The organism is Saccharopolyspora taberi (assembly GCF_039534165.1).
Classification (GTDB): Bacteria; Actinomycetota; Actinomycetes; order Mycobacteriales; family Pseudonocardiaceae; genus Saccharopolyspora_D; species Saccharopolyspora_D taberi.
The window spans coordinates 308,320-328,717 of record NZ_BAAAUX010000016.1 but is presented as its reverse complement, the minus strand read 5'-3'; the positions used below and the strand labels follow the sequence as shown (position 1 = coordinate 328,717).

Here is a 20,398-nt window from a genome sequence, read left to right as displayed (position 1 = left end):
TGGCGAACAACGCTTCGAAGGTGCACCTGTCGATCCGAATCAGAACAGATGAGTGGAACCTCGTGCTCATGCTTTCTGACAACACCGTACCGGCATCGTGTAATACGTTCTAATACCAATACCGTGATCAGTGCATGCTGACCGCGACATCGAATAAATCGATTCCATCCGGAAAATGCGTCGGAACCCGGTGTCCGGAGGCGGGACTCCTCCGGACACCGGCGGAGGCGGGCGCCGGTCAGACCATCAGCTGCCCGCGGGCGACGACCACGGCCTCACCGGAGACCGCGATGTCGTCGATCCCCGCGGTGGACCCGGTGATCACCGAGTGCATCACCGAGGCGCGCCCGATCTCGACGCCCTGGGTGATCGTCACCGGCTGGCCGTACTCGACCAGGCCGTGCCGGATCAGGTGCAGCGCGAGCGGCCCGGCCGCCGAACCGGTCGCCGCGTCCTCGACGACGCCGTAGGCCGGGGAGAACATCCGGGAGCGCCACTGCGATCCCGAGCCCGCGAAGCAGTTCGTCGCCATGTCCGGGAAATCGGCGAGCGCGCGGTGGTCCGGGTTGACCGCGGAAAGCGCCGCCACGCTTTCCAGCCCGACGAAGACGTGCCGCGGCCCGTTGCGGTAGATCTCGACCGGCAGCGTGGACTTCTCCAGCCCGAGGGCCGCGAGCAGTTCGTCGGCGCGCTCGAATTCCCACCAGTCCGGAACCGGCTGGCGCATGCTCGCCGAAACGACGCGGCCACCTTCCCGCTTCAGGTCGAACGGAATGGTGCCCATGTGCGTTTCCATTCCCAGGCGGTCACCGGAGAACGTCTCACCGAGCGCGATAGCGGTGCCTAACGTCGGATGCCCGGCGAACGGCAGTTCGTTGACCGGGGTGAAGATCCGGACGCGGACATCGCCGTCGGCCTCCGCGGGCAGCACGAACGTGGTTTCCGACAGGTTCATCTCCCGCGCGATGCGCTGCATGAGCTCGGGGGACAGGCCCTCCGCGTCGAGGAAAACGGCCACCGGGTTTCCGTGCAGCGGACGGTTCGCGAAAACATCAGCTACGACATAGTTGCGCATGGCCACAACATATCGGCGGAACGGGGAGAGCGACAAGTATTTCCGACCACACCGGAAACCGCCGCAAAAAAAATGCGGTGCCCGCGCGGAAGCGACCGGAATCGCTGCCGCGCGGGCACCGGAGAAACAATCCGGCAGGCGCCGGAAAAGATCAGTCGGCCGGAATTCCGGCCCGCTTGATCCGCGGCGGCTCGATGCCGAGCGCGTGGAACTGGCGGATCGGGTTCATGAACTCCCGGTTCTCCTTGATCTTGCCGTCCTCGAGGACGAAGGAGTGGATGAAGTGGTTCTCGTAGCGCCCCTCCGGATAACCGGGGAACAGGATCTTGCCCTCGCCCTCGCACTCCACCCAGAACCGGTTCGGGTCCTGCGTCTCGAAGATCTGGACGTTGGTCCAGACCCAGTCCGGCAGCACCTTGAGCGACCACTCGCCGTGCGCCTTGAGCTGCTCGGTGCCCCGGAAGACGATCGGCTCACCGCTGTCGGTGGTGTAGAGACCGGCGGTTCCGTCCTCGGTGAACAGCTGGTAGCGCTCCAGCCGGAGCTCCCCCTTGATGTACTCCATGTACTTGGCGACCGTCTCCCGGTTGCGGCGACGCAGGTCCAGGTCGTTCTCGAACGCCGAAGTGCGGGCGGACTCGTCTGTCACAGTCGGAACCTCTCAATCAGTCGAACTCGCATCATGGCCGCCGGAAACGCGGTGCGCCGGCGTGGCCGCGCCGATTACCGGCAGCTCGACCACGGATGACCTGAATGCACTAGAGCTTCACCTGAATGCAGTAAACGGTTTGCACGTTCTCGCCGCGGCGTCCCCCAATATGACCAGTCGGGCTCGATTCTCGGGGGGCCCGGACGGGTTGTCAAGATCTGTCCAGCGCCACCGTTCGGCGCACCGGGAATTAATGCGAACCACCCGCTCATCACATCTGAGCTATGGCCTCAGACCATTTCCGGCATGTATGCCGGAGGAGTTTGACATTCCACACCGCGGATTGCCAGAATCGCGCCCGAGCGGTCGTCTGCGCTGCTGCCGCACGTCAGCACCGGATGGCCGCCGAATCATGTTCGCGTCGAAAGCCCGAACCCACTGGTCCGGACGGGCTGGGACCGACCGGACGCCGGTCCGGTGCGCCGGAAGTGCCGAGACGAGGGTCCGGCATTTCGCGACACCCGAAGTTTTCCGCAGTTACGGACCACCGAGGAGCACGCAGCAATGCCCAAGATCACCTACGTCCACTTCGACCGCACCCAGGACACCGTGGACGTACCCGTCGGCACCAGCGTCATGCGCGGCGCGGTGTCCAACGACGTCGACGGGATCGTCGCCGAGTGCGGCGGGAACGCCCAGTGCGGCACCTGCCACGTCTACGTGGAGCCCGACTGGCTGCCCAAGCTCCTGCCCATCCAGGAGAACGAGGACGAGATGCTGGACGGCACCTTCTGCGAGCGGCAGCCCAACAGCAGGCTCAGCTGCCAGCTGAAGGTGACCGAGCAGTTCGACGGGCTGGTCGTGCACACACCGGAGCGGCAGGTCTGATGAACCCGGTTCCCGACGCGGTCGTGGTCGGTGCCGGACAGGCGGGCTACCAGACCGCTGCTTCGCTGCGCTCCCAAGGGTTTTCCGGCGGGGTCGTGCTCATCGGCGACGAGCCCGGCACCCCCTACCAGCGTCCGCCGCTGTCGAAGACCTACCTGGCGGCCGGCGACGAGGACCCGGAGTTCCGGTCCGCGGCGTACTACGCCAAGAACGACATCACGCTGATCAACCAGCGCGTTGTCGGGATCGACCGGGAGGCCCGCGCGGTCCGGCTCGCCGACGGCGAGTCGGTCGCCTACGGGCACCTGGTGCTCGCCACCGGTTCGCGCACCAGGTCGCTCCCGGTTCCCGGGGCCGATCTGCGCGGCATCACGACGCTGCGGACGCGCGCCGACGCCGACGCGCTGCGGGCCGGCCTGGCCGCCGCGGAGCGGGTGGTCGTCGTGGGCGCCGGGTTCATCGGGTTCGAAATCGCCGCCGCGGCAAGCAAGTTCGGCCACCGGGTGACGGTGGTCGAGGCGACGGACCGCGCGATGGCCCGCGTCGTGTCGGCCCGGACCGCCGAGCGGTTCACCGCTTTCCAGCGGGAGAACGGCAACGAGGTGCTGTTCGGCAGCGGTGTCCGCGCGTTCCACGGCACCGGCGGGCACGTGTCGGCGGTGGAACTCACCGACGGCACTGAGCTGCCCGCGGACCTGGTGGTGCTCGGCGTCGGCATCACGCCCAACACCGAGCTGGCCGAGGAAGCGGGGCTGGAGGTGGCCGACGGCGTCGTGGTCGGCGACGACCTGCTCACCAGCGACCCGGACATCTCCGCCATCGGCGACTGCGCGGCTTTCCCGCACGCCCGGCTGGGAAGGCGGGTCCGGCTGGAGTCGGTGCAGAACGCCACCGACCACGCCCGTTGCGTCGCCGACCGGCTCACGGGCGCGCCGCGGCCCTACCGCGCCGTGCCGTGGTTCTGGACCGAGCAGTTCGACGCCCGGCTCCAGATCGCCGGGGTGTCGGACGGCCACGACACCGAGGTCCTGCTGGGCGACGGCGAAAGCGCGTTCTCGGTGCTGCTGTTCCGGGATCGCCGCCTGGTCGGGGTCGAGTCGGTCAACCGCCCCGGCGATCACATGGCCGCGCGCAAGCTGCTCGCCGCCGACAGCGCGTTGGAGCCCGCCGAGGCCGAGCGGCCGGGCTTCGTCCTCAAGGACTACGTCAGGAACGCGTTGGCCAAGGTCTGATCCGGCGTCCGCGGAGGGGCGGGCCACCGCGGCCCGCCCCTCCGCGTTCGTCACGCCCCGCTCGGTTCCAGCACCAGAGCGGTCGTCTCCAGCGGGAGGTCGACGGTTTCGGCGAGGCGGAAACCGGCCCGCTCGACCAGCTGCTCGACCCCGGTGAAGATGCGCTGGCGTCCGCCGTTGATGACCATCAGGTGGACGTCCCAGAGCTGCGGCAGCAGCATCCCCGGCCGGTCGGTGACGAAGCGCTCGATCACGATCAGGCGCGAGGAGGCCGACATCGCCCGGCGGCAGTTGGTCAGGATCCGTTCGCAGTCCTCGTCGCCCCAGTCCCCGAGCACGCGGGAGAGCAGGTAGACGTCACCGCCTTCCGGCACCGACTCGAACATGTCGCCCGAGCGCACTTCCGCCCGGTCGCCGAGGAAATCGGCGAGCTCCCCCTTGGCGATCTCGGCCATGTGCGGCAGGTCCACCAGCTGACCGGTCGCGTCCGGGACGGCCCGCAGGACGGCCGCGAGCAAGGCGCCGTTGCCCCCGCCCACGTCGATGATCCGCTTGCCCGCGAAGTCGAGGGCGTGCGGTGCGGCGTCGCACACGACCTGGTTGCTGGCGCGCAGCGCGCGCTGGAAGCGCTTCGCGACGTCGTTGTGCTCCTGGAGGTACGCGTAGCATTCTTGCCCGTAGGCCAACGCGAATCCGGTGGTCTTCTCGCCCGCGACGGCGTCGTGCGCGTGCCCCCAGGCCGCGTAGAACTCCTCGCCGTGCAGCAGGCACATGTCCCGCAGGGAACCCGGAGCATCCCGCAGCAGCTGCGCTCCGGCGTCGGTGAGCTGGTACTGGCGTTCGGTGTCGCGCTCGAAGAGGCCGAGTGCGACGAGCAGGCTCATCAGCCTGCCGATGTGGTCGACGCCGGTCTCGGTCCGGTCGGCCAGCGCCTCGTCGGACCGGTGCCCGTCCCGCACGTGGTCCGGCAGGTCGAGCCGGACGGCGGCGTGGACGGCTTGCGTCCGCCAGGCTCCGGTGATCAGGTCGATGACGTGGCGGATCGGTGCCGCGTCGTTCTCGTCGGCCGCGCCCAGGGTCCGCACCTGGTCCGGCCCGGTCATAACAGGCCCCGATTCCGGGGAGAGCAGTGAAGTTCGGCTTCCGGCGCGAGGCCGCCGCGGCAGGGTTGTGTCCTCATCAGCTTCGCTCTCGATCGACGGGTCTGATCGGGTTACTGGTTACCGGTACGCCGCCATCCGCGCAATGCGTCTTGCGGACACCGGGCCCGTGACGCCGTTCACACCGTCCAACTGCGTCCCCGTCCGCAGTTGGACGCGCCTCACTCCACTGTGGACGCAGTCGTCGATCTTCTTGGCGAGACACCTTGTCCCGCTCGCCACCGGGGCCTGGAATCTACTGCGGTGGCAAGCACCGGGCCGGCACGGGGCCCGGGACTGCCGGACAAGTCGTGGCCTGGCGATGTCGGCCAGTGCATTCCCAGCGGAGGTTCTATCAGCATGCGCACGGGCAAGGAATACCTCGCCGCCCTGTCGGACGGGCGGACCGTGTACCTCGACGGCGCGAAGGTCGCCGACGTCGCGGACCACCCGGCGTTCCGCGGTGTCACCAACTCCGTCGCCAAGATGTACGACTTCGCCGCACGGCCCGAGAACGGCATGCTCCAGACCGCGCCGGAGACCGGCGCACCGGCGCTCAAACCGGCCCTGATCCCCCGCTCCGCGGCGGATCTGGCCACCCGGCACGAGGCGATCGCGAAGTGGTCCGCGCTGTCGCACGGCTGGGTCGGCCGCGGACCGGACCACGTGGCGAGCTTCTTCGCCGGTTTCGCGGGCAGTCCCGGGCTCTTCGACCGCGATCCGTACCAGCTTTCCGGGAGCGTCGACCACTGGTACCGCAAGCTGCTCGCCGAAAGCCCGTTCCTGACCTACGTGCTCACTCCCCCGCAGACCGGCCGCATGCCCAAACCCGCGGATTCCGCGGCACAGCGGCAGATCCCGGTCGTCGTCACGGAGGAGACCGACGAGGGGATCGTCGTGCGCGGGTCGCAGATGCTCGGCACCAGTTCGGCGGTTTCGGACTACATCTTCGTCAGCCGGATCCAGCCGGTCGCCCCGGAGGACTCGGACCAGGCGCTGTCGTTCGTGGTTCCGGCGAATGCGCCCGGCGTCCGGCTGTACTGCAGGCGGCCGTACGGCCCGGGCCAGCCGAGCGTGTTCGACTACCCGCTGTCGACCAGGTTCGACGAGAGCGACGCCACGGTGGTCTTCGAGGACGTCTTCGTGCCGTGGGAGGACGTCTTCGTGTGCCGCGACGTCGAGGGCGTCCGGGCGCAGTTCTTCGACACCGCGGCGCATTCCCTGAGCAACCACCAGGCCCAGGTCCGGCTGGTCGTCAAGCTCCAGTTCATCCTCGGCGTGATCGGCAAGATCTGCGGGATGAACCAGACCGACCGCAACCCGGCCGTCGTGGAGAAGCTCGGGGAGCTGGCCTCGCTGGCGGCCATGGTGGAGGCCTGCCTGATCGCGTCGGAGGCGGAGGCGATCACCGATTCCAGCGGTGTGGCCCGGCCGAACCCGCGCTTCCTGTACGGCGCCATGGGCATGCAGTCCGAGGTCTACCCGCGGGTGCTGCGCATCCTGCGCGAACTGGTCGGCGGCGGCGTGATCCAGCTGCCGTCCTCTCGCGACGAGCTGCTGAACGCCGAGACCGCGCCGGACTTCCAGTTCTACCTGAGCTCGCCGGGCGTTCCCGCGGAGGAGCGGATCAAGCTGTTCAAGCTGGCCTGGGACATGATCGGCTCCGAGTTCGGCAGCAGGCACCACCAGTACGAGATGTTCTACGCGGGGCCGCCGTTCGTGGCGAAGGCCAACGCGTTCCGCCACTACGACTTCACCGGACCTCGGCGCGCCGTCGAGGAGTTCCTGAGCAGCTACGACCTGCACAGCCAACGGTGACGGGATTTCCGCACCAACACCGCACGAATGAGGTGTGCACGACGATGACGTCAGACGAGAGGACGGGTGGTTCCGGGATGGAACAGGGCAGGACCGGCGAACACGCGCGGGGAATGGTGGAGCTGCTGCTCGCGCCGGCGAGGGCGTACGCGGTCTACGCGTTCGTCAAGCTGGAGCTGGCGGACCGGCTGCACGAGGGAACGCGCTCCCACTCCGAACTGGCCGAGCAGACCGGCACGCACCCCGAGGCCCTGCGAAGGCTGCTGCGAATGCTCACCAGCCTGGACGTCGTGACCGGCGACGACGTCAACGGGTTCGCGCTGGGCCCCCGCGGCGATCTGCTCCGCCGGGACCACCCCAAGTCGATGTCGGACCTGGCGATCCTCTACGGCGAGCAGGCCTACCCGTCGTTCGGCCAGATCCTGCACAGCATCCGCACCGGCGAGCAGTCCTTCCCGCAGGTGTTCGGCACGACGTGGGTCGACTACTACGTCGAACACCCGGAAGCCGGCCACGTCTTCGACCGCGCGATGAACGCGGGCAACGCCTTCTTCAGCGCGGTGCCGGACGCGTTCGCCTTCGCCGAGGCGAAGTCCGTTGTGGACGTCGGTGGCGGCAACGGCGCCCTGCTGGAGGTCATCCTCAAGGCCAACCCCGGCCTGTCCGGGGTCCTCGCGGAAACGCCGCGCATCGGCGACTCCGCCCGCGAGCGCCTGAGCGCGACGGGCGTCGCGGACCGCTGCGAGGTGGTGGCGACGGACTTCTTCGAGTCGGTGCCCGCCAACCACGACGTCTACCTGCTGTCCCGGATCCTGCACGACTGGGACGACGAGGACTGCCGGACCGTGCTGCGCAACGTGCGCGCGGCGGTGGACCCCGGCGCGACCCTGCTGATCATCGAGCGGGTCATCCCGGTCGACGGCCGCCCGTCCCTGGCCTTCGACTGGGACATCCACATGCTGATGAACACCGGCGGCCAGGAGCGCACCCTCGGCGAGTTCCAGTCGTTGCTCGACCAGACGGGCTTCTCCTACAGCCACAGCGCGACCCTTCCGCTGGACGTGACCCTGCTCGTCGCGACCGCGGAGTGAAGCTCGCCTCGCCGGGTCGGTTCCCCCGGGCCCTACGAGGCGGGGCCGGGCGGGACTTCACCGCCGCCGCCGCGCAGCGGTGGTGAAGTCCCGCAGGTCCGCCGCGCGCTCAAGGTCCCTTTCGGATTGGTCGACCCGGAATTGGCCTTGGGGCTGAAAGCGTTCGGAACAATCCGCGAAAAGCACAGACGGCAGCGGCCCCGCTCCTCGTCGGAGCGGGGCCGCTGTCCGGAAAAGACTGGTGCGCGATACTGGGATTGAACCAGTGACTCTGATCCGTTCCTGCGCCGACATGGGCGTGGAGGACTCAGAAACCACTCTCCGACACCGGCGCGAGGCCGATGTCACGATGCGCGACACCCCAGGATGGTCTCGGGCGGGTGACGTCTAATGACCAACACGCCGTACCAGATCAGTCTGCCGTTCCTAGGGAATGCTCTGGCTGCGGACGCAGTGTGCGTTCGTGCCCCCGGCGAGGCTCGTACAGCATCCGCACGAAACCGCTCACGCCGCGAACTGCGGATTTCCGCCAGGGTCGGCATTGTCCGCCGTCGGCGCGGCCGAGGAGGCGATGCCGGATGAACAACACTCCATTCACGTCCAGCCCTGCCGCCGATCGATCCCTGCGCCTGCAATGCGCATGCACCCTGCTCGTAGCCGCCGGCGCGGCCTACGTCTCCTACCGGCACGGCCGCGAGTTCGCGCTGCGCTTCGGAGCCGACACCACCACCGCCACCCTCTGGCCTCTCATCGTCGACGGCTTGCTGACGACGGCCACCATCGAACTATGGAAGGCAAGTCACCATCATCGCGCGACCGGCCGATGGAAGGCGTGGCTGTCGTTCGCCCTCGGCATCGGGTTGTCGCTGTGCGCCAACATCGCCTCCGCCCCCGAGCTAAACGCTTTCTCCATCGCGGTGGCTGCCTGCCCACCCCTGGCTCTGCTTCTGTCTGTTGAACTGCTCAACCAGGCGCTCAAGCGGCGCCGCACCCAGACAACGAGTGGGACCGTTCGCGAGCCCGAGGACGCCGGCTCAGCGCAGCCGAACTCGGCGACGGCTGCTGGGGAAGCCAGCCGGACAATGGAAGGTCCCCAGGGCACGGAAGATGTGCCAGCACTGTACACGCCTGTGAACAACACACCTGGTCACAGCGCTAATTACGCGGGCAATGTCCCGGAAGCACTGCACGCTGAGGACGATCCACTACGTGACGAGGCATACCGGCTCGACGCCGAACATTGGAACCAGTACAGACGTCCGATCTCAGCTGACACGCTCCGCCGAAAGCTCAGAATCGGCTCAACCCGAGCCCGCACCCTCACCCATCACATCCGCCAAAGAACACCAGCATTGGCGAACGGTACTGGTGCCTGAACACGGCCGCGCCCTAGCGGCACCCACTGGCCTTCCGCGAATGTGATGAGTGACCGATCATCTCATCCAGCACACACCACCCTCGATGAAGCGCAGTGCCTGGAGGGCGTTGCTGCACCCAGCGCGCCGAGCACGAGATGAACGTCGCCCTCGAAGCGCGTCGGTGGACCCTCGTCCAGCGTCACCGGCAGCACATGCTCGCGGTGGCCGAAGACCAGCATCGGCGAGCCCGCGACCTCGAGCAACTGGCCGACGTCTCAGGGGAGCCGCAGGGCCGGTAAGCCCGCAAGGCGGGTTCGAGCGCCGTCGTGCCCCGCCGAAGCGACACGCGTTCCGGGTCGATGATGTCGGCGTCATCGACAGATAGCGGGACCTGAGTGCCCGGCCACCGGAACGAAACCGGTGCCCGGGCACTTCGATCAGCACAACATCATTGGCACACGGATGTGTCCTGGCTGCAGTTCGGCAGTGTCTCCAGGTCCGTCTTGCTCGCGGGTTCGAGCTTCACCGCTTGGCCGCCGCTGGCGGCCATGCGTGCGATGAGGCTGTCGGTGCTCTTGACCAGGACGCGCTTGATCTCGACCTGATCGGGGTTGTTCTCGAGATCGGTCCCCGGAGCGTCGCCATAGACAGTGGCGGTGTATGTCGTGCCGGGGTCGAGGAATTGCAGCGGAACGGGCAGGGACCTCGCCTGCTCGTTGGTCATGCTGCCCACGTACCACGCGGCCCCGCTCTTGCGGGCCATCGTCACGTATTCCCCGATCTTGGCGTTGATCGCCTTGGTGTCGTCCCAGGTGGTCGGCACCTCCTCGAGGAAAGCGAACTCCGGCTTGCCTTCGTAGTGCTCGGGGAGGTCCGCAAGCATCTGCAGCCCGCTGAGATACACGGGATACATGGCCAGCTGCTTCGCCCGTGTGGTGTGCACCCGGGTGGGTTCCATGGTGGCCCAAGGCACTCCAGGACCGGGCGGGTCCCACTTGATGTTGAAGATTCCTGGCGTGTAGCTGACCGGACCGGCCATCATCCGGGTGAAGGGGATGTCGACCGTGTGCTTGGGCGGGTTGCCTTCGCTCCATGCCTCGTACTCCTGGCCCCGGACGGCTTCCCGGGTCATGAAGTTGGGGAACGTGCGCCGCTCGCCCGTGTCCTTGACGATCTCGTGCGCCTCGACCATCAGGTGGTGGTCTGCGGCCTTCTTGATGTGCTCCCGGTAGCGGTTGATCATCGTTTGGTCGTAGTGCGGGTGCGGCTGGCCGTCGATCTTGGTGTCCCCGGCGTAGCCGGTCTTCACCGCCGGAATCCCGAGCCGCTCGTATTCGGCGTACACATCGTCGATCTGCCGGTCGTAGTTCGAGACGTCACCGAAGGTCTCGTTGTGGGCCTCCCACTTCACGCCCTTGCTCTCGGCGTAGCGGATGACTTCCTTGGGATCGAAGTCGGATGCGGCGTTGGAGGTCAGGTAGCTCCCGGGAGGCTGTTCTTCCCAGTTCTTGTCCCATCCCTCGGTCATCACGTACGGGATCTTGTGCGCCGCAGCGAAGTCGATGAAGCGCTTGGCGTTCTCAGTGGTGGCACCGTGCTTGGGGCCCTCGGTCCAGGTGGAGAGGCCCTTGTGGATCTCCCACCACACCCCCACGTACTTGCCCGGCTTGATCCACGACGTGTCCCCGCCGCAGATCTGGCACGGGTCGTTGAGGTTGAGCACCAGGTTCGACTCCATGAGCTGCGGAGCCGTGTCCGTGATGGTCAGCGTGCGCCAAGGCGAACTGTGCGGCGCCGTGCCCCGCACCTTGACTCCATCCGGCATGGGCACCAGCGCCGAACGCAGGCTTGGACTGCCATCCTTTGTGCTCGCCGCGGTCATGCTCGCGTAGTCGACCAGGTTGGCCTCGTGGAGCGTGGCGAAACCACGGTCGGGCGTCTCGATGGTCAGCGGCGTGTTGGCCGCGTCGACCCGCGAGAGCGGAGTGGTCCGCCAGAGGTGCTCGTCACCGATACCGGGGCCGTAGTCGGCCGGGATCGAGTGCGCGGTGAAGTTGCCGGCGAAGCGGAACTCGGTGTCCTCTTCGGTCATTGCGAACTCGTTCATCGCGTCCTGGCGCGGCAGCACATACCGGAAGCCGACGCCGTCATCGAAGACGCGGAAGACCACCTGCAACTGGCGCCCAGGGGCCGACTTCTCCCGCAGGTCGATCGTCAGCTCGTTGTAGTGGTTCCGGATCTCCTTGCGCTCACCCCACTGGAGCTTCCACGTCGAGTCCTGCGTGTCCCGATGCACGGAGGTCACTTCGAAGTCGTCGTCGAGCGCGGGGGCATCCTTGAACTGCATGCCCAGAGAGGAGTCAAGCAGGAACGGCTTTCCGTGGTGCGACACGTTGTAGAAGGGCTTCCCGGACTTCAGCGCGAAGCCGACCTCGATCTGTCCGTCGGGCGAGGAGACGGAATAGGGGCTTGCGGGGTTGACGGGGTCCGTTTGGGCGGCGCTGGCCGGCAGCGTGATCGCGGCGAGTGCCAGAACCAGCAGGACGAGCAGCCCCGCACGGCCGGGAGATGGTGGTTTCAGCATCAATGGGAGTCGGTTCGACACCCTTTCTGGAAAATCCATGTTGACCTCCGAGAGTATTTCGATGTGGACGTAAACAGACGACTGACTAAGATCGTTCCCGGTGGTTATCCGCGGAAAGAGGAGTTCGGGGATCATTGCGCGCGACTGGTGTTTCCGCAGGTCAGCTATCGTGAGTGCGTAATGTTGGTCTAACGAAACTGAGCACTCGCGAGGTGTGATGTGAATTCCTTTTCCTGCCTCCGACTGGATTGGCGTGACCGCTGTGGGACATTAGTATGACGCGGCAACAAAGTCCACAAATATAGCAGTGAACGACCTGGCTTTGCGGGCACGGTCAGTTGAAAACCTCGATCACGAAGCCTGGCTCAGAGGAGCGTGCCGTGCAGTCATCGAATGGTCGGGTCGTGTGTCAGGTATTCCGGGGGTTCTTTTTGCGGGTGTACATGTCTCGATCCGCTGTGTGGAGGAGTTCTTCTGGTGGTGTGGTGGGGTCGCGGGTCACGGCGATGCCGACGCTGGCCTTGAGTTCGACGGTATGTCCTGCTGCGGTGGTCGTGGTGTCGAGCAGTTCTGCGATGCGGTCCCGTAGTGTTTCTGCGGCGGGAGTGTCGTCGGCGAGGCAGGTGATGACGAATTCGTCGCCGCCGAGTCGTGCGACCGTGGCACCGGGGGGAACGCCGCGCAGCAGTTGGTCGGCGGCCGCGGTCAGGAGATGGTCACCGGCGAGGTGGCCGTATTGATCGACACTGGACCGGATCAAGACCGTGATCGGGTGCCCGTCCTTGTGTCGGTAGCGTTTCTCCACGCTGACGGTCGTGGTGCGGCCCGCGCGGAGATCAGCGAGTGCGGTGTCTCCCTGGTCTTCATCGCCAGGGTAGGTCAGGTCGGAAAACTGTAGTCCGAGGATCTCGTCGCGCCGATAACCCAGCAGGTCGCAGAAGGCGTCGTTGACCGATGTCCAATGCCCTTGCAGATCCAGCAGTGCCATCCCGGTCGGTGCAGCGGCGAAACACTGCTCCCACAGCATTTCGCGGCTACGGCCGGTGGTGACGTCCTCGGCCTGCAACAGGATCCAGCAGCGCTGGCCAACGGAATCCTTCACGGTCGAACCCGACAGCCGCACCCAGACGATCTGGCCGTCGGGCTTGTGGTACCACGTCTCCGCCACAGCGCGTCCGTGTGCGATCGTGTCCCCGACGACGGCGTGTTGCAGAACAGCGTTGCGCAGGCAGGATGAATCGCGCGGGCTTGGCTGCAGTAAGTCTGGGGCGCCGTGGCCCAGTAGAGTGCAGAACGCCGGGTTCACGTACCGGGGGTGGCCCTGCCCATCCAGCACCGCCGTCGGCACAGCTGCCCCATCGAACACCGCGTCCCACTCAACATCCTCGACCGTTCCCCGCGTCATCGGAACGAACTCACCAGAACGGTCCGCTGACGAACCAAGCAAGGTTGGATCGTGTGCTGCACCTTGATTTTGCGCGGTGAGCATGTCGGTCAGGCAGGTCATGCCATCCACACGGCGTGGTCAGTCGGCAGGCGGTCGGACACGTCGGGGCAGGTCGCCACGAGCACGCGGGCGTCGGCTGGAATCGGCCAGTCCGCGTCGCCGAGGTTCACCACAACAAGGGTCGTCCCGATCGATGTCGCAACGTCCACGGCGACGATGTCGTCGCCGAGGTCGACGAGCGAGAGTGCGCCCGAGCCGAGCTCGCGCTCGCGGCGGACTCTCAAGAGGGTCCGGTAGAGCTCGAGCGTCGAGTCCGGTTGGCCGATCTGTTGGTCGACGGCAAGTTCGCCGAACACTTCCGGCTGGGGCAGCCAGGACTTGTCCGCCGGGCTGAAGCCGAAAGCGACCTCGTGCTTCTCCCAGGGCAACGGCACGCGGCATCCGTCGCGGCCGAGCAGCTGGCCGTCGGCCCGGACGAATGCCGGGTCCTGGCGGATATGGGCCGGCAGGTCGATGACCTCGGGAAGTCCGAGCTCCTCGCCCTGGTAAAGGTAGGCGCTCCCCGGAAGCGCAAGCATGAGCGTCGTGGCGGCCCGGGCACGCCGGAGTCCTGTTGCGTAATCCGGCGTAGGCTCGCCGGCCTCGAGCACCCACGGTGCGGTGGCGGGGTTGGCCCGCACGAGCCGGGTCGCGTGGCGGATAACGTCGTGGTTGGAGAGCACCCAGGTAGTCGGCGCACCGACCGCGCTGTTGGCGTCCAGCGTCGCGGCGATCTGGGCACGCAGGTCGGTGGCGTCCCACGCGGCGCGGAGGAAGTCGAAGTTGAACGCCTGCTGGAACTCGTCGGAGCGCACATAGGCCGCCAGGCGCTCGTGCGGCGTCACCCACGCCTCGGCAACCATCGCGCGCTCACCGGGGTAGCTGTCCAGCAGGGCGCGCCAGTCGCGGTAGATCTCATGGACCCGGTCCTGGTCAGCGAATGGCGCGGTGTTCGTCGGGAGGCAACCGGCCACGTAGTCGTCCCAGTCGCCTTCGAAGTCCGGCAACCCGTCGGCCTTGATGAGGTGGTGGGCCACATCGATCCGGAACCCGTCGACACCGCGATCCAGCCAGAAGCGGAGCGTGTCGAGGAACATCTCCCGGACCTCGGGGTTCTCCCAGTTCAGGTCGGGCTGCTTGCGGTCGAACAGGTGCAGGTACCACTGTCCGTCGGGAACCTGGGTCCAGGCTGGTCCGCCGAACTCTGAGGGCCAGTTGTTCGGAGGCCCGCCGTCGGAGTCGACGAACCAGTAGCGCGCCCGTTCGGGCGAACCCGGGCCGGCAGCCAATGCCTGCTGGAACCACGGGTGCTCGTCGCTCGTGTGGTTGGGAACGATGTCGATGAAGACACGCAGGCCGAGGTCATGAGCAGTGCCGATCAGGCGCTCCGCATCGGTGAGCGTGCCGTACATCGGGTGCACGTCGCGATAGTCGGCGACGTCGTACCCGCCGTCTGCCTGCGGTGAGGGATAGAACGGCGAGAGCCACACGGCGTCGATGCCGAGGTCCCGCAGGTACGGCAGCTTCGCGGTGATCCCGGGCAGGTCCCCGATGCCGTCGCCGTTGGAGTCGGCGAAGGACCGTGGGTATACCTGGTAGACGACGGCTGACCGCCACCATTCATCGGACTTGGGGCCCTGGCCCGTCGAGGTCGGGTCTGCGGGGAGGATGTGCTGTGACAAGAGAGTTCCTTCTTCGCGGGTGTTTGCGGGTCGTCGGGGCTCGTCAGCTCTGACGCTGTCGGAGCGCCTCCAGGATCTGCGGGTACTCCCTGTCGAGGCGATAGAGCAGCATCACCAGAGCCATCGGGACGGCGATGATGAGCGGGAGCCAGATGAACACGAAGTCGATCATGTGAAGCGCGGAGGCCGGTTGCTCGTCGATATTGCCCTCGAGGTAGCCGGCGAGGCCGAGGAACCAGCCCACTGCCATGCCACCCACCGCACCACCGACCTTCTGACCGAAGGTGGCACCGGCGTACACGAGGCCTTCGGCTCGGATTCCGCTGCGCCACTCCTCGTACTCGATCGTGTCGCCGATCATCGCGAAGAGAACCGCGAACATGGCGCCCACACCGACGCCGGCGATGCCCAGACCGACCAGGACGACGGTCAGGCTCGTCGGCGCCAGCGCGATCACGCACTGCCCGACGACGAGCGCGAGACAACCGGCGAGCGAGATGTTGCGCTTGCCGATGCGCTTGATGAACGGAAGGGCCAGGAAGACGCCGCCGAACTCGATGACCATGCGGAAGGTGAACATCATGCTGGACAGGCCCTCGTCCCCGAGCGCGTACTTGGCGTAGTAGGGGTAGACGCCCATCAGGCTGTAGGCGGTGAACAGCAGAACGCCGAACAGCACGAGCATCAGCCAGTACTTGTTGCGCAGCAGCGACCGGACGCCGGCTCCGATCTCGATGGACTGGGCAGCGGTCTCTGCGTCAGCAATGGCGTCGTGCCGGGCGGTTCCCACCCGCTCGGTGCAGAACTTGAACGTGATGAAGAACAGGGCGGCGGCAAGAATTCCGTAGAGACCGAAGGCAAGAGTCCAGCTGTGCGCGTCACCGCCGGTGGCGTTGACGATGGGCATCGTGAGACCGGTGACGATGAGTGCTCCGGCGTAGGCCGCGATCATCCGGTAGGTGTTCAGGACGCCACGCTGCACCTGGTCCTTCGTGATGAGTGCGTTGAGAACGCCGTAGGGGACGTTCATGGCGGTGTAGATGATCACGGCCGACAGCGTGTAGGTGACGAAGGCGTAGATCACCTTGCCTGTTTCACCGAGGTTCGGCGCGGTGAACAGCAGGGCGGCGGAGAGGCCATACGGGATCGCGAGATACAGCAACCAAGGCCGGGCCTTGCCGAACCGTGAGTGCAGCTTCTCCATGAGCACGCCGACAAGGAGGTCCCAGACGCCGTCAAGAAGTCGAGCCGCCAGGAAGATCGTGCCAACGGTCGTGGCCGGGATCCCGGCCACCTCGGTATAGAAGAACGTCAGATACGTGGCGATCGCAACGTAGACGAGGTTGAACCCGAGGTCGCTCGACGCATACGCGACCCTTTCTCCGATGGAGACCTTCGTCGGGCCGAGGGCCGGGGTGGTGGTTGTCATTCAAACTCCCATCGGTGCCGATGAAGCGCACGGCAAACGACGTCGAGCACATGGGCCCGACCTGGATGTTCGATGGTTCCGCTGGCGCGACCCAGACCGACCGGTGGCGGAGATCACATCGATGCGTACGAGTGTACGCATCGATGTGTACTCTTGTACATAGTAAATTGGTCAGATCGATGGCAGGGCCGTACGACGAGCTGCTCGGGTGGCCGCCGGCCCCGGCTCGGCCGTCACGGCTCTCGACCGACGGAAGGAAGCAGATGGCAAGGCGCTGGGACCCTCACCGTCGGGACCGGATCATCGACACGGCCCTCGAATGCATCGCCGAACATGGAGTCGCGGGGACGACTCACCGCGTCCTTGCTGCACGATGCGACGTGCCGCTGGGGTCGATGACCTACCACTTCTCCGGCATGGACGAGCTTCTTCTCGAAGCGTTCGGCCGGTACGCGGCGCGTGTTCGAGACATGGTGAGTGCCCGCCTCGACCAGGAGCTGGAAACCGAGGCGGCGATCGAAGCGGTCGTCGCGCTCATCCATGACGACTTCCAGGGCGACGTGACCGGCGGGGTGATCTCCTACGAGCTCTACGCTCTCGCGTCCCGTCGCCCCGAGTTCCGGCCGTTCACGCACGACCTGATCGATGTCGGCCTGACTGCGCTACGGCGACATTTCACCGAGGATGCGGCCCGGGCAATCAACACCTACATCGAAGGCGTCTCGACACACCTTGTGATCGACACCCAGCCGCCAACGGTCAGCCACACACGCGAAACGATCCGACGGCTCGCAAGTGGCAGCGCCGTCGTCAGTGCCACATCATCGGCTCAGTCCGCGGTGCAGTGAGGCTGCTTCCACTTCGCACAACTGCAGACCAGCGCTGACTTGCAACGCCCCGATACGCATGGACTTGATACGCAGGCTGTCCAGTAGAGTGCGCATTATTGCAATCGATGCAATCTCCAACTCTCCCCTTGTCGCGCCGTGACGGAGGTCGTCGTTTGTCTCTGGATTGGCCTGCTGACCTGCGGCAACAGCTACAGCATGCGGCACGAGGACGTGCCGCGTTGTTGCTCGGCCAGAGCCTGGAACGTCGCGGCCCGGAGATGGGCGACACGGCGCTGACCTGCGCGTTCGCATGTGATATTGCATCCGATGCAAGGATGGCCCAACCAATGGGCTCCCCGCACTTGACTGGGGTTCAGGGTTCGATCCCCTGGCGCCCCACGTTGGGGTTGTTATTAGAACCCCTGCCCGCGTTGAGGTCTTGGAGCAGGATCTCAACGCCGGAGAACGAGGATGCGCCACCCGCTTTGCGGGTGGCCTTCTTACTGCTCCGGGGTTGTGGGATGACCGGTGCGATCTCGTAGCTGTCTCCTGGCGGCCCGCGTGCGCTGGAGGGCATGGGGCTGCCCGAAGGGCTCACGGAAATCGCCGTGGTGATCTCCTCGTCCTCGATGTCGAGGCCGTGGAAGATCGCCTGGTTGAGCAGGCGGCGCTGCTGCTCGGCGTAGCCACCGGGGTGGACATCGACGAGTTTGACCACTGGCTGCGCGGGACTGTGCGGAGTGGCCATTTTGGTCGAGCGTTCCGTCGGAAGCGATCATGAGTCCGGCACCTGTTTGGCGAAGAGCGCAGCGATTTGCGTGCGGGAGTTGAAGCCGAGTTTGGTCAGGATGTGTTCGACGTGGCTATCCACCGTGCGGGTTGCGATGACGAGTTCGGCCGCGATCTTCCTGTTGGTCTTTCCACTGGCTACGAGCTTCATCGCTGCGCCAGCTGGAGGACGAAGGCGCGGCCGTGCCGCTAGTGTCCCGCGTCGGAAATCCACGAGATATATTTTGTGTAGGGAGATGAGGTGGCGTCCACGCTCTGGCCGCTCATCGTCGATGGGTTGCTGACGATGGCGACCATCGAACTGTGGAAGGCCGGCCATCGGTATAGCGCCACCGGGCACTGGAAGGCATGGCTGTCGTTCACCCTCGGCATCGGGCTCTCGCTGTGCGCCAACATCGCCTCCGCCCCCGAGCTAAACGCCTTCTCCATCGCCGTGGCCGCCTGCCCTCCCCTGGCGCTGCTGCTGTCGGTCGAACTGCTCAACCAGGCACTCAAGCGCCGCCGCGCGGAGACGACGAATGGGATCATTCCCGAGGCCGAGGAGCCCGACTCAGCGCAGCCGGATTCGGCGGCCCCGGGCGGGGCCAGCCAGACACTGGAGACTCCCGAGAAGGCCAAGGATGTGCCAACGTTCCGCACGGTCGTGAACAACGTGCCCGGTCACAGCGCCAACACCACCGACACAGACTCCGAGGTATCGCACGGCGAGGACAACGATCCCCTGCGCGAAGAGGCATGCCGGCTCGGCTCTGAACACTGGAACCTCTACCAACGTCCGATCTCCGCCGACACCCTCCGCCAACAGCTCAGCATCGGCTCGAAACGAGCCCGCGCCCTCACCCGCCACATCCGCCAGCGCCGCCAACCCGGAACGGTGCTGGCTGCAGTGGAATGAGCGCCGGAGCCGCGGGTGGGCTGCCCAATCCTGGGGCAGCCCACCCTGGGGGCCGCCAGCATTGGTCCGAGCGACGGATAGTCCGATGGCTTGAGGACTCCAACGTCAAGCTTCCCAAGCCAAGCCAGCGGAAATTGACAACGCCAAACTTCAGCAATTTTGCTCCGACGATTGAGATATCCCGCCCGCCGCGCGATATAACCAAGAATAAGCTCGCCGAAATATTCAGCAGCTCACCCGGAAGAGCATTGTCTCTGACTTTGATTCACCGGCACCTATCGAATTTGCCCAGGGAATCGGCTCTGTACGGCACGGTCAATTCGTATCGGGCGACGGCAGCCCTTTACGAGCTTTGATGTATTCCAAGGTCGAGACCGAAAGTGGCGACCAGGTGGCCGTATACCTCTTTGGCAGCATGGATAACCCAGCCGACTTCATTACCGAGTCCGAACCCTCCCAGAAAGGATGGACGGCTTCCTCTGCCGGAGACATCGAACTCTTCCTGGAAACCGGCGAAATCGATAATGGGATGTTCCCAGATTCAGCAGAGGATCTGGCTCGCGAGGCGGTGGAAATCGCCTGCCGCCAAGGCGGGACAAGCCCGACAAGGACAGACGGATACTACCGCGGGTTCACCTACGGCGAAACACGAGATGTAGCCGAGTGGTGCGCGGAAATATACTGGGACGTTGACTTGAGGGACACCCCGGAAGGGCCGGAAGAAGGGCATACTCGCGTACTAGTTGGCGCCCCTCTGTGGGTTCGCACACCGTCACTTCGCAGCATCCACCTGTACTCGGAATACACGAAGCAGGAATGGCGGGCAATTTCGCAGGCCCCCCAGATTCTCGACAAGCCGTCATTCTGGAAGCAGCTCCAGAGGGCAATACGCATTGTGCGCGGACAGGATCAATAGAACAATGATTTCTTCTTCATAGGTGCACGGTCATGCGAAACTACGCACAGAGAGTTGCAAGAAAGCTGCAAGCCTGGGCGGACACGCAGGACCCGACCGTTGCCGAAGCCGTCGTGGGACATATCGAGGTCCATGATGCCCACGATCGATTTGAACCGGTCCGGGTGGATCTTCGCGAGCTGCGCGCCGAGGAGCTGCGCTACTTGTTCGGGACCGAAGCTGCCGAACTTGCCTTGGCAGCTCGTGAACTGGCCGACGCCGTCCGCGCGCTGGCCGAGCACGCTCCGCACGACCCCGATGCTTTGCTCACCGCCGAGCAACTCGGAGACCTCCTGCGGCTCTCGCCGCGCACGTTGAAGGAGCAGGCCGCAGCCGGGCTCATCCCGCACCGCAGGTTCGGCAAGCACTACCGCTTCAGCCGCGACGACGCCGCAGAAATCGTACGGCTCGCCAGGAAAACTCCCATGCCTCAACGAAGAGGGTTCCGGGCGGCCTGACCCGGCCACCGAGCCCACACAAATGTCCGCCCCGGCACCA

At 65.9% G+C, this 20,398-nt stretch carries 18 protein-coding genes; 9 read left to right on the top strand and 9 right to left on the bottom strand.

Features of this window, described 5'->3' with window-relative positions:
• Positions 1-238 precede the first annotated feature (238 nt).
• Positions 239-1,075, bottom strand: a complete 837-nt coding sequence (locus ABD691_RS20445) for a PhzF family phenazine biosynthesis protein (protein WP_344682046.1) — start codon at positions 1,073-1,075, stop codon at positions 239-241.
• Positions 1,076-1,226: 151 nt separating this feature from the next.
• On the bottom strand, positions 1,227-1,724 hold the full coding sequence (locus ABD691_RS20440) for a PhzA/PhzB family protein (protein ID WP_344682044.1): 498 nt from the start codon (positions 1,722-1,724) through the stop codon (positions 1,227-1,229).
• A gap of 564 nt (positions 1,725-2,288) precedes the next feature.
• Between ABD691_RS20440 and ABD691_RS20435 the strand changes: the two genes are divergently transcribed.
• On the top strand, positions 2,289-2,612 hold the full coding sequence (locus tag ABD691_RS20435; RefSeq protein WP_344682043.1) for a 2Fe-2S iron-sulfur cluster-binding protein: 324 nt from the start codon (positions 2,289-2,291) through the stop codon (positions 2,610-2,612).
• Positions 2,612-3,844, top strand: a complete 1,233-nt coding sequence (locus ABD691_RS20430) for an NAD(P)/FAD-dependent oxidoreductase (protein WP_344682042.1) — start codon at positions 2,612-2,614, stop codon at positions 3,842-3,844. Before ABD691_RS20435 ends, ABD691_RS20430 begins: the two co-directional genes overlap by 1 nt.
• Before the next feature lie 50 nt (positions 3,845-3,894).
• Here the strand turns inward: ABD691_RS20430 and ABD691_RS20425 are convergent, their stop codons facing one another.
• Positions 3,895-4,947, bottom strand: a complete 1,053-nt coding sequence (locus tag ABD691_RS20425; RefSeq protein ID WP_344682040.1) for a methyltransferase — start codon at positions 4,945-4,947, stop codon at positions 3,895-3,897.
• A gap of 396 nt (positions 4,948-5,343) precedes the next feature.
• Here ABD691_RS20425 and ABD691_RS20420 point away from each other — a divergent pair, with 396 nt between their 5' ends.
• The 3 genes from ABD691_RS20420 (at position 5,344) to ABD691_RS20410 (ending at position 9,268) form a co-directional block, all read left to right on the top strand.
• Positions 5,344-6,801 carry a 4-hydroxyphenylacetate 3-hydroxylase family protein gene (locus ABD691_RS20420; RefSeq protein ID WP_344682038.1) on the top strand — a complete coding sequence of 486 codons (1,458 nt, stop codon included), beginning with the start codon at positions 5,344-5,346 and terminating at the stop codon, positions 6,799-6,801.
• Positions 6,802-6,845: 44 nt separating this feature from the next.
• On the top strand, positions 6,846-7,892 hold the full coding sequence (locus tag ABD691_RS20415; RefSeq protein WP_344682036.1) for a methyltransferase: 1,047 nt from the start codon (positions 6,846-6,848) through the stop codon (positions 7,890-7,892).
• Positions 7,893-8,470: 578 nt separating this feature from the next.
• Complete coding sequence (locus ABD691_RS20410; protein ID WP_344682034.1) at positions 8,471-9,268, top strand: DUF2637 domain-containing protein; 798 nt, start codon at positions 8,471-8,473, stop codon at positions 9,266-9,268.
• Positions 9,269-9,698: 430 nt separating this feature from the next.
• Here the strand turns inward: ABD691_RS20410 and ABD691_RS20405 are convergent, their stop codons facing one another.
• From ABD691_RS20405 to ABD691_RS20390, 4 genes are all read right to left on the bottom strand, one after another.
• Positions 9,699-11,834, bottom strand: a complete 2,136-nt coding sequence (locus ABD691_RS20405; RefSeq protein WP_344682032.1) for a glycoside hydrolase family 97 protein — start codon at positions 11,832-11,834, stop codon at positions 9,699-9,701.
• 409 nt (positions 11,835-12,243) lie between these two features.
• A complete protein-coding gene (locus ABD691_RS20400) occupies positions 12,244-13,341 on the bottom strand; it encodes a sensor domain-containing diguanylate cyclase (RefSeq protein WP_344682030.1) in 1,098 nt (365 codons plus the stop codon).
• A complete protein-coding gene (locus ABD691_RS20395; RefSeq protein WP_344682028.1) occupies positions 13,338-15,002 on the bottom strand; it encodes a glycoside hydrolase family 13 protein in 1,665 nt (554 codons plus the stop codon). The genes ABD691_RS20400 and ABD691_RS20395 overlap by 4 nt, the downstream gene beginning before the upstream one ends.
• 43 nt (positions 15,003-15,045) lie before the next feature.
• On the bottom strand, positions 15,046-16,431 hold the full coding sequence (locus ABD691_RS20390; protein WP_344682026.1) for an MFS transporter: 1,386 nt from the start codon (positions 16,429-16,431) through the stop codon (positions 15,046-15,048).
• 263 nt (positions 16,432-16,694) lie between these two features.
• Here ABD691_RS20390 and ABD691_RS20385 point away from each other — a divergent pair, with 263 nt between their 5' ends.
• Positions 16,695-17,279 carry a TetR/AcrR family transcriptional regulator gene (locus tag ABD691_RS20385; RefSeq protein WP_344682024.1) on the top strand — a complete coding sequence of 195 codons (585 nt, stop codon included), beginning with the start codon at positions 16,695-16,697 and terminating at the stop codon, positions 17,277-17,279.
• A 355-nt stretch (positions 17,280-17,634) separates the two neighbouring features.
• Here the strand turns inward: ABD691_RS20385 and ABD691_RS20380 are convergent, their stop codons facing one another.
• The gene (locus ABD691_RS20380) at positions 17,635-18,009 is read right to left on the bottom strand and encodes a hypothetical protein (RefSeq protein ID WP_344682022.1); all 375 of its coding nucleotides are present in this window, start codon (positions 18,007-18,009) and stop codon (positions 17,635-17,637) included.
• Positions 18,010-18,036: 27 nt separating this feature from the next.
• Positions 18,037-18,201, bottom strand: a complete 165-nt coding sequence (locus ABD691_RS20375) for a response regulator transcription factor (RefSeq protein ID WP_425565127.1) — start codon at positions 18,199-18,201, stop codon at positions 18,037-18,039.
• 90 nt (positions 18,202-18,291) lie between these two features.
• Here ABD691_RS20375 and ABD691_RS20370 point away from each other — a divergent pair, with 90 nt between their 5' ends.
• From ABD691_RS20370 to ABD691_RS20360, 3 genes are all read left to right on the top strand, one after another.
• On the top strand, positions 18,292-18,945 hold the full coding sequence (locus ABD691_RS20370; protein ID WP_344682021.1) for a DUF2637 domain-containing protein: 654 nt from the start codon (positions 18,292-18,294) through the stop codon (positions 18,943-18,945).
• A gap of 355 nt (positions 18,946-19,300) precedes the next feature.
• Positions 19,301-19,861 carry a hypothetical protein gene (locus tag ABD691_RS20365; RefSeq protein ID WP_344682019.1) on the top strand — a complete coding sequence of 187 codons (561 nt, stop codon included), beginning with the start codon at positions 19,301-19,303 and terminating at the stop codon, positions 19,859-19,861.
• A 32-nt stretch (positions 19,862-19,893) separates the two neighbouring features.
• Complete coding sequence (locus ABD691_RS20360; protein WP_344682017.1) at positions 19,894-20,358, top strand: helix-turn-helix domain-containing protein; 465 nt, start codon at positions 19,894-19,896, stop codon at positions 20,356-20,358.
• The last annotated feature ends 40 nt before the right edge of the window (positions 20,359-20,398 follow it).

Bases quoted from the DNA above. Each gene is read 5' to 3' on its own strand.
- ABD691_RS20435 (WP_344682043.1), top strand. From the start codon at position 2,289: ATGCCCAAGATCACCTACGTCCACTTCGACCGCACCCAGGACACCGTG.
- ABD691_RS20390 (WP_344682026.1), bottom strand. From the start codon at position 16,431: ATGACAACCACCACCCCGGCCCTCGGCCCGACGAAGGTCTCCATCGGA.
- ABD691_RS20405 (WP_344682032.1), bottom strand. From the start codon at position 11,834: ATGCTGAAACCACCATCTCCCGGCCGTGCGGGGCTGCTCGTCCTGCTG.
- ABD691_RS20430 (WP_344682042.1), top strand. From the start codon at position 2,612: ATGAACCCGGTTCCCGACGCGGTCGTGGTCGGTGCCGGACAGGCGGGC.
- ABD691_RS20375 (WP_425565127.1), bottom strand. From the start codon at position 18,201: ATGAAGCTCGTAGCCAGTGGAAAGACCAACAGGAAGATCGCGGCCGAA.
- ABD691_RS20360 (WP_344682017.1), top strand. From the start codon at position 19,894: ATGCGAAACTACGCACAGAGAGTTGCAAGAAAGCTGCAAGCCTGGGCG.
- ABD691_RS20415 (WP_344682036.1), top strand. From the start codon at position 6,846: ATGACGTCAGACGAGAGGACGGGTGGTTCCGGGATGGAACAGGGCAGG.
- ABD691_RS20385 (WP_344682024.1), top strand. From the start codon at position 16,695: ATGGCAAGGCGCTGGGACCCTCACCGTCGGGACCGGATCATCGACACG.
- ABD691_RS20445 (WP_344682046.1), bottom strand. From the start codon at position 1,075: ATGCGCAACTATGTCGTAGCTGATGTTTTCGCGAACCGTCCGCTGCAC.
- ABD691_RS20425 (WP_344682040.1), bottom strand. From the start codon at position 4,947: ATGACCGGGCCGGACCAGGTGCGGACCCTGGGCGCGGCCGACGAGAAC.
- ABD691_RS20410 (WP_344682034.1), top strand. From the start codon at position 8,471: ATGAACAACACTCCATTCACGTCCAGCCCTGCCGCCGATCGATCCCTG.
- ABD691_RS20365 (WP_344682019.1), top strand. From the start codon at position 19,301: ATGTATTCCAAGGTCGAGACCGAAAGTGGCGACCAGGTGGCCGTATAC.
- ABD691_RS20420 (WP_344682038.1), top strand. From the start codon at position 5,344: ATGCGCACGGGCAAGGAATACCTCGCCGCCCTGTCGGACGGGCGGACC.
- ABD691_RS20400 (WP_344682030.1), bottom strand. From the start codon at position 13,341: ATGACCTGCCTGACCGACATGCTCACCGCGCAAAATCAAGGTGCAGCA.
- ABD691_RS20380 (WP_344682022.1), bottom strand. From the start codon at position 18,009: ATGGCCACTCCGCACAGTCCCGCGCAGCCAGTGGTCAAACTCGTCGAT.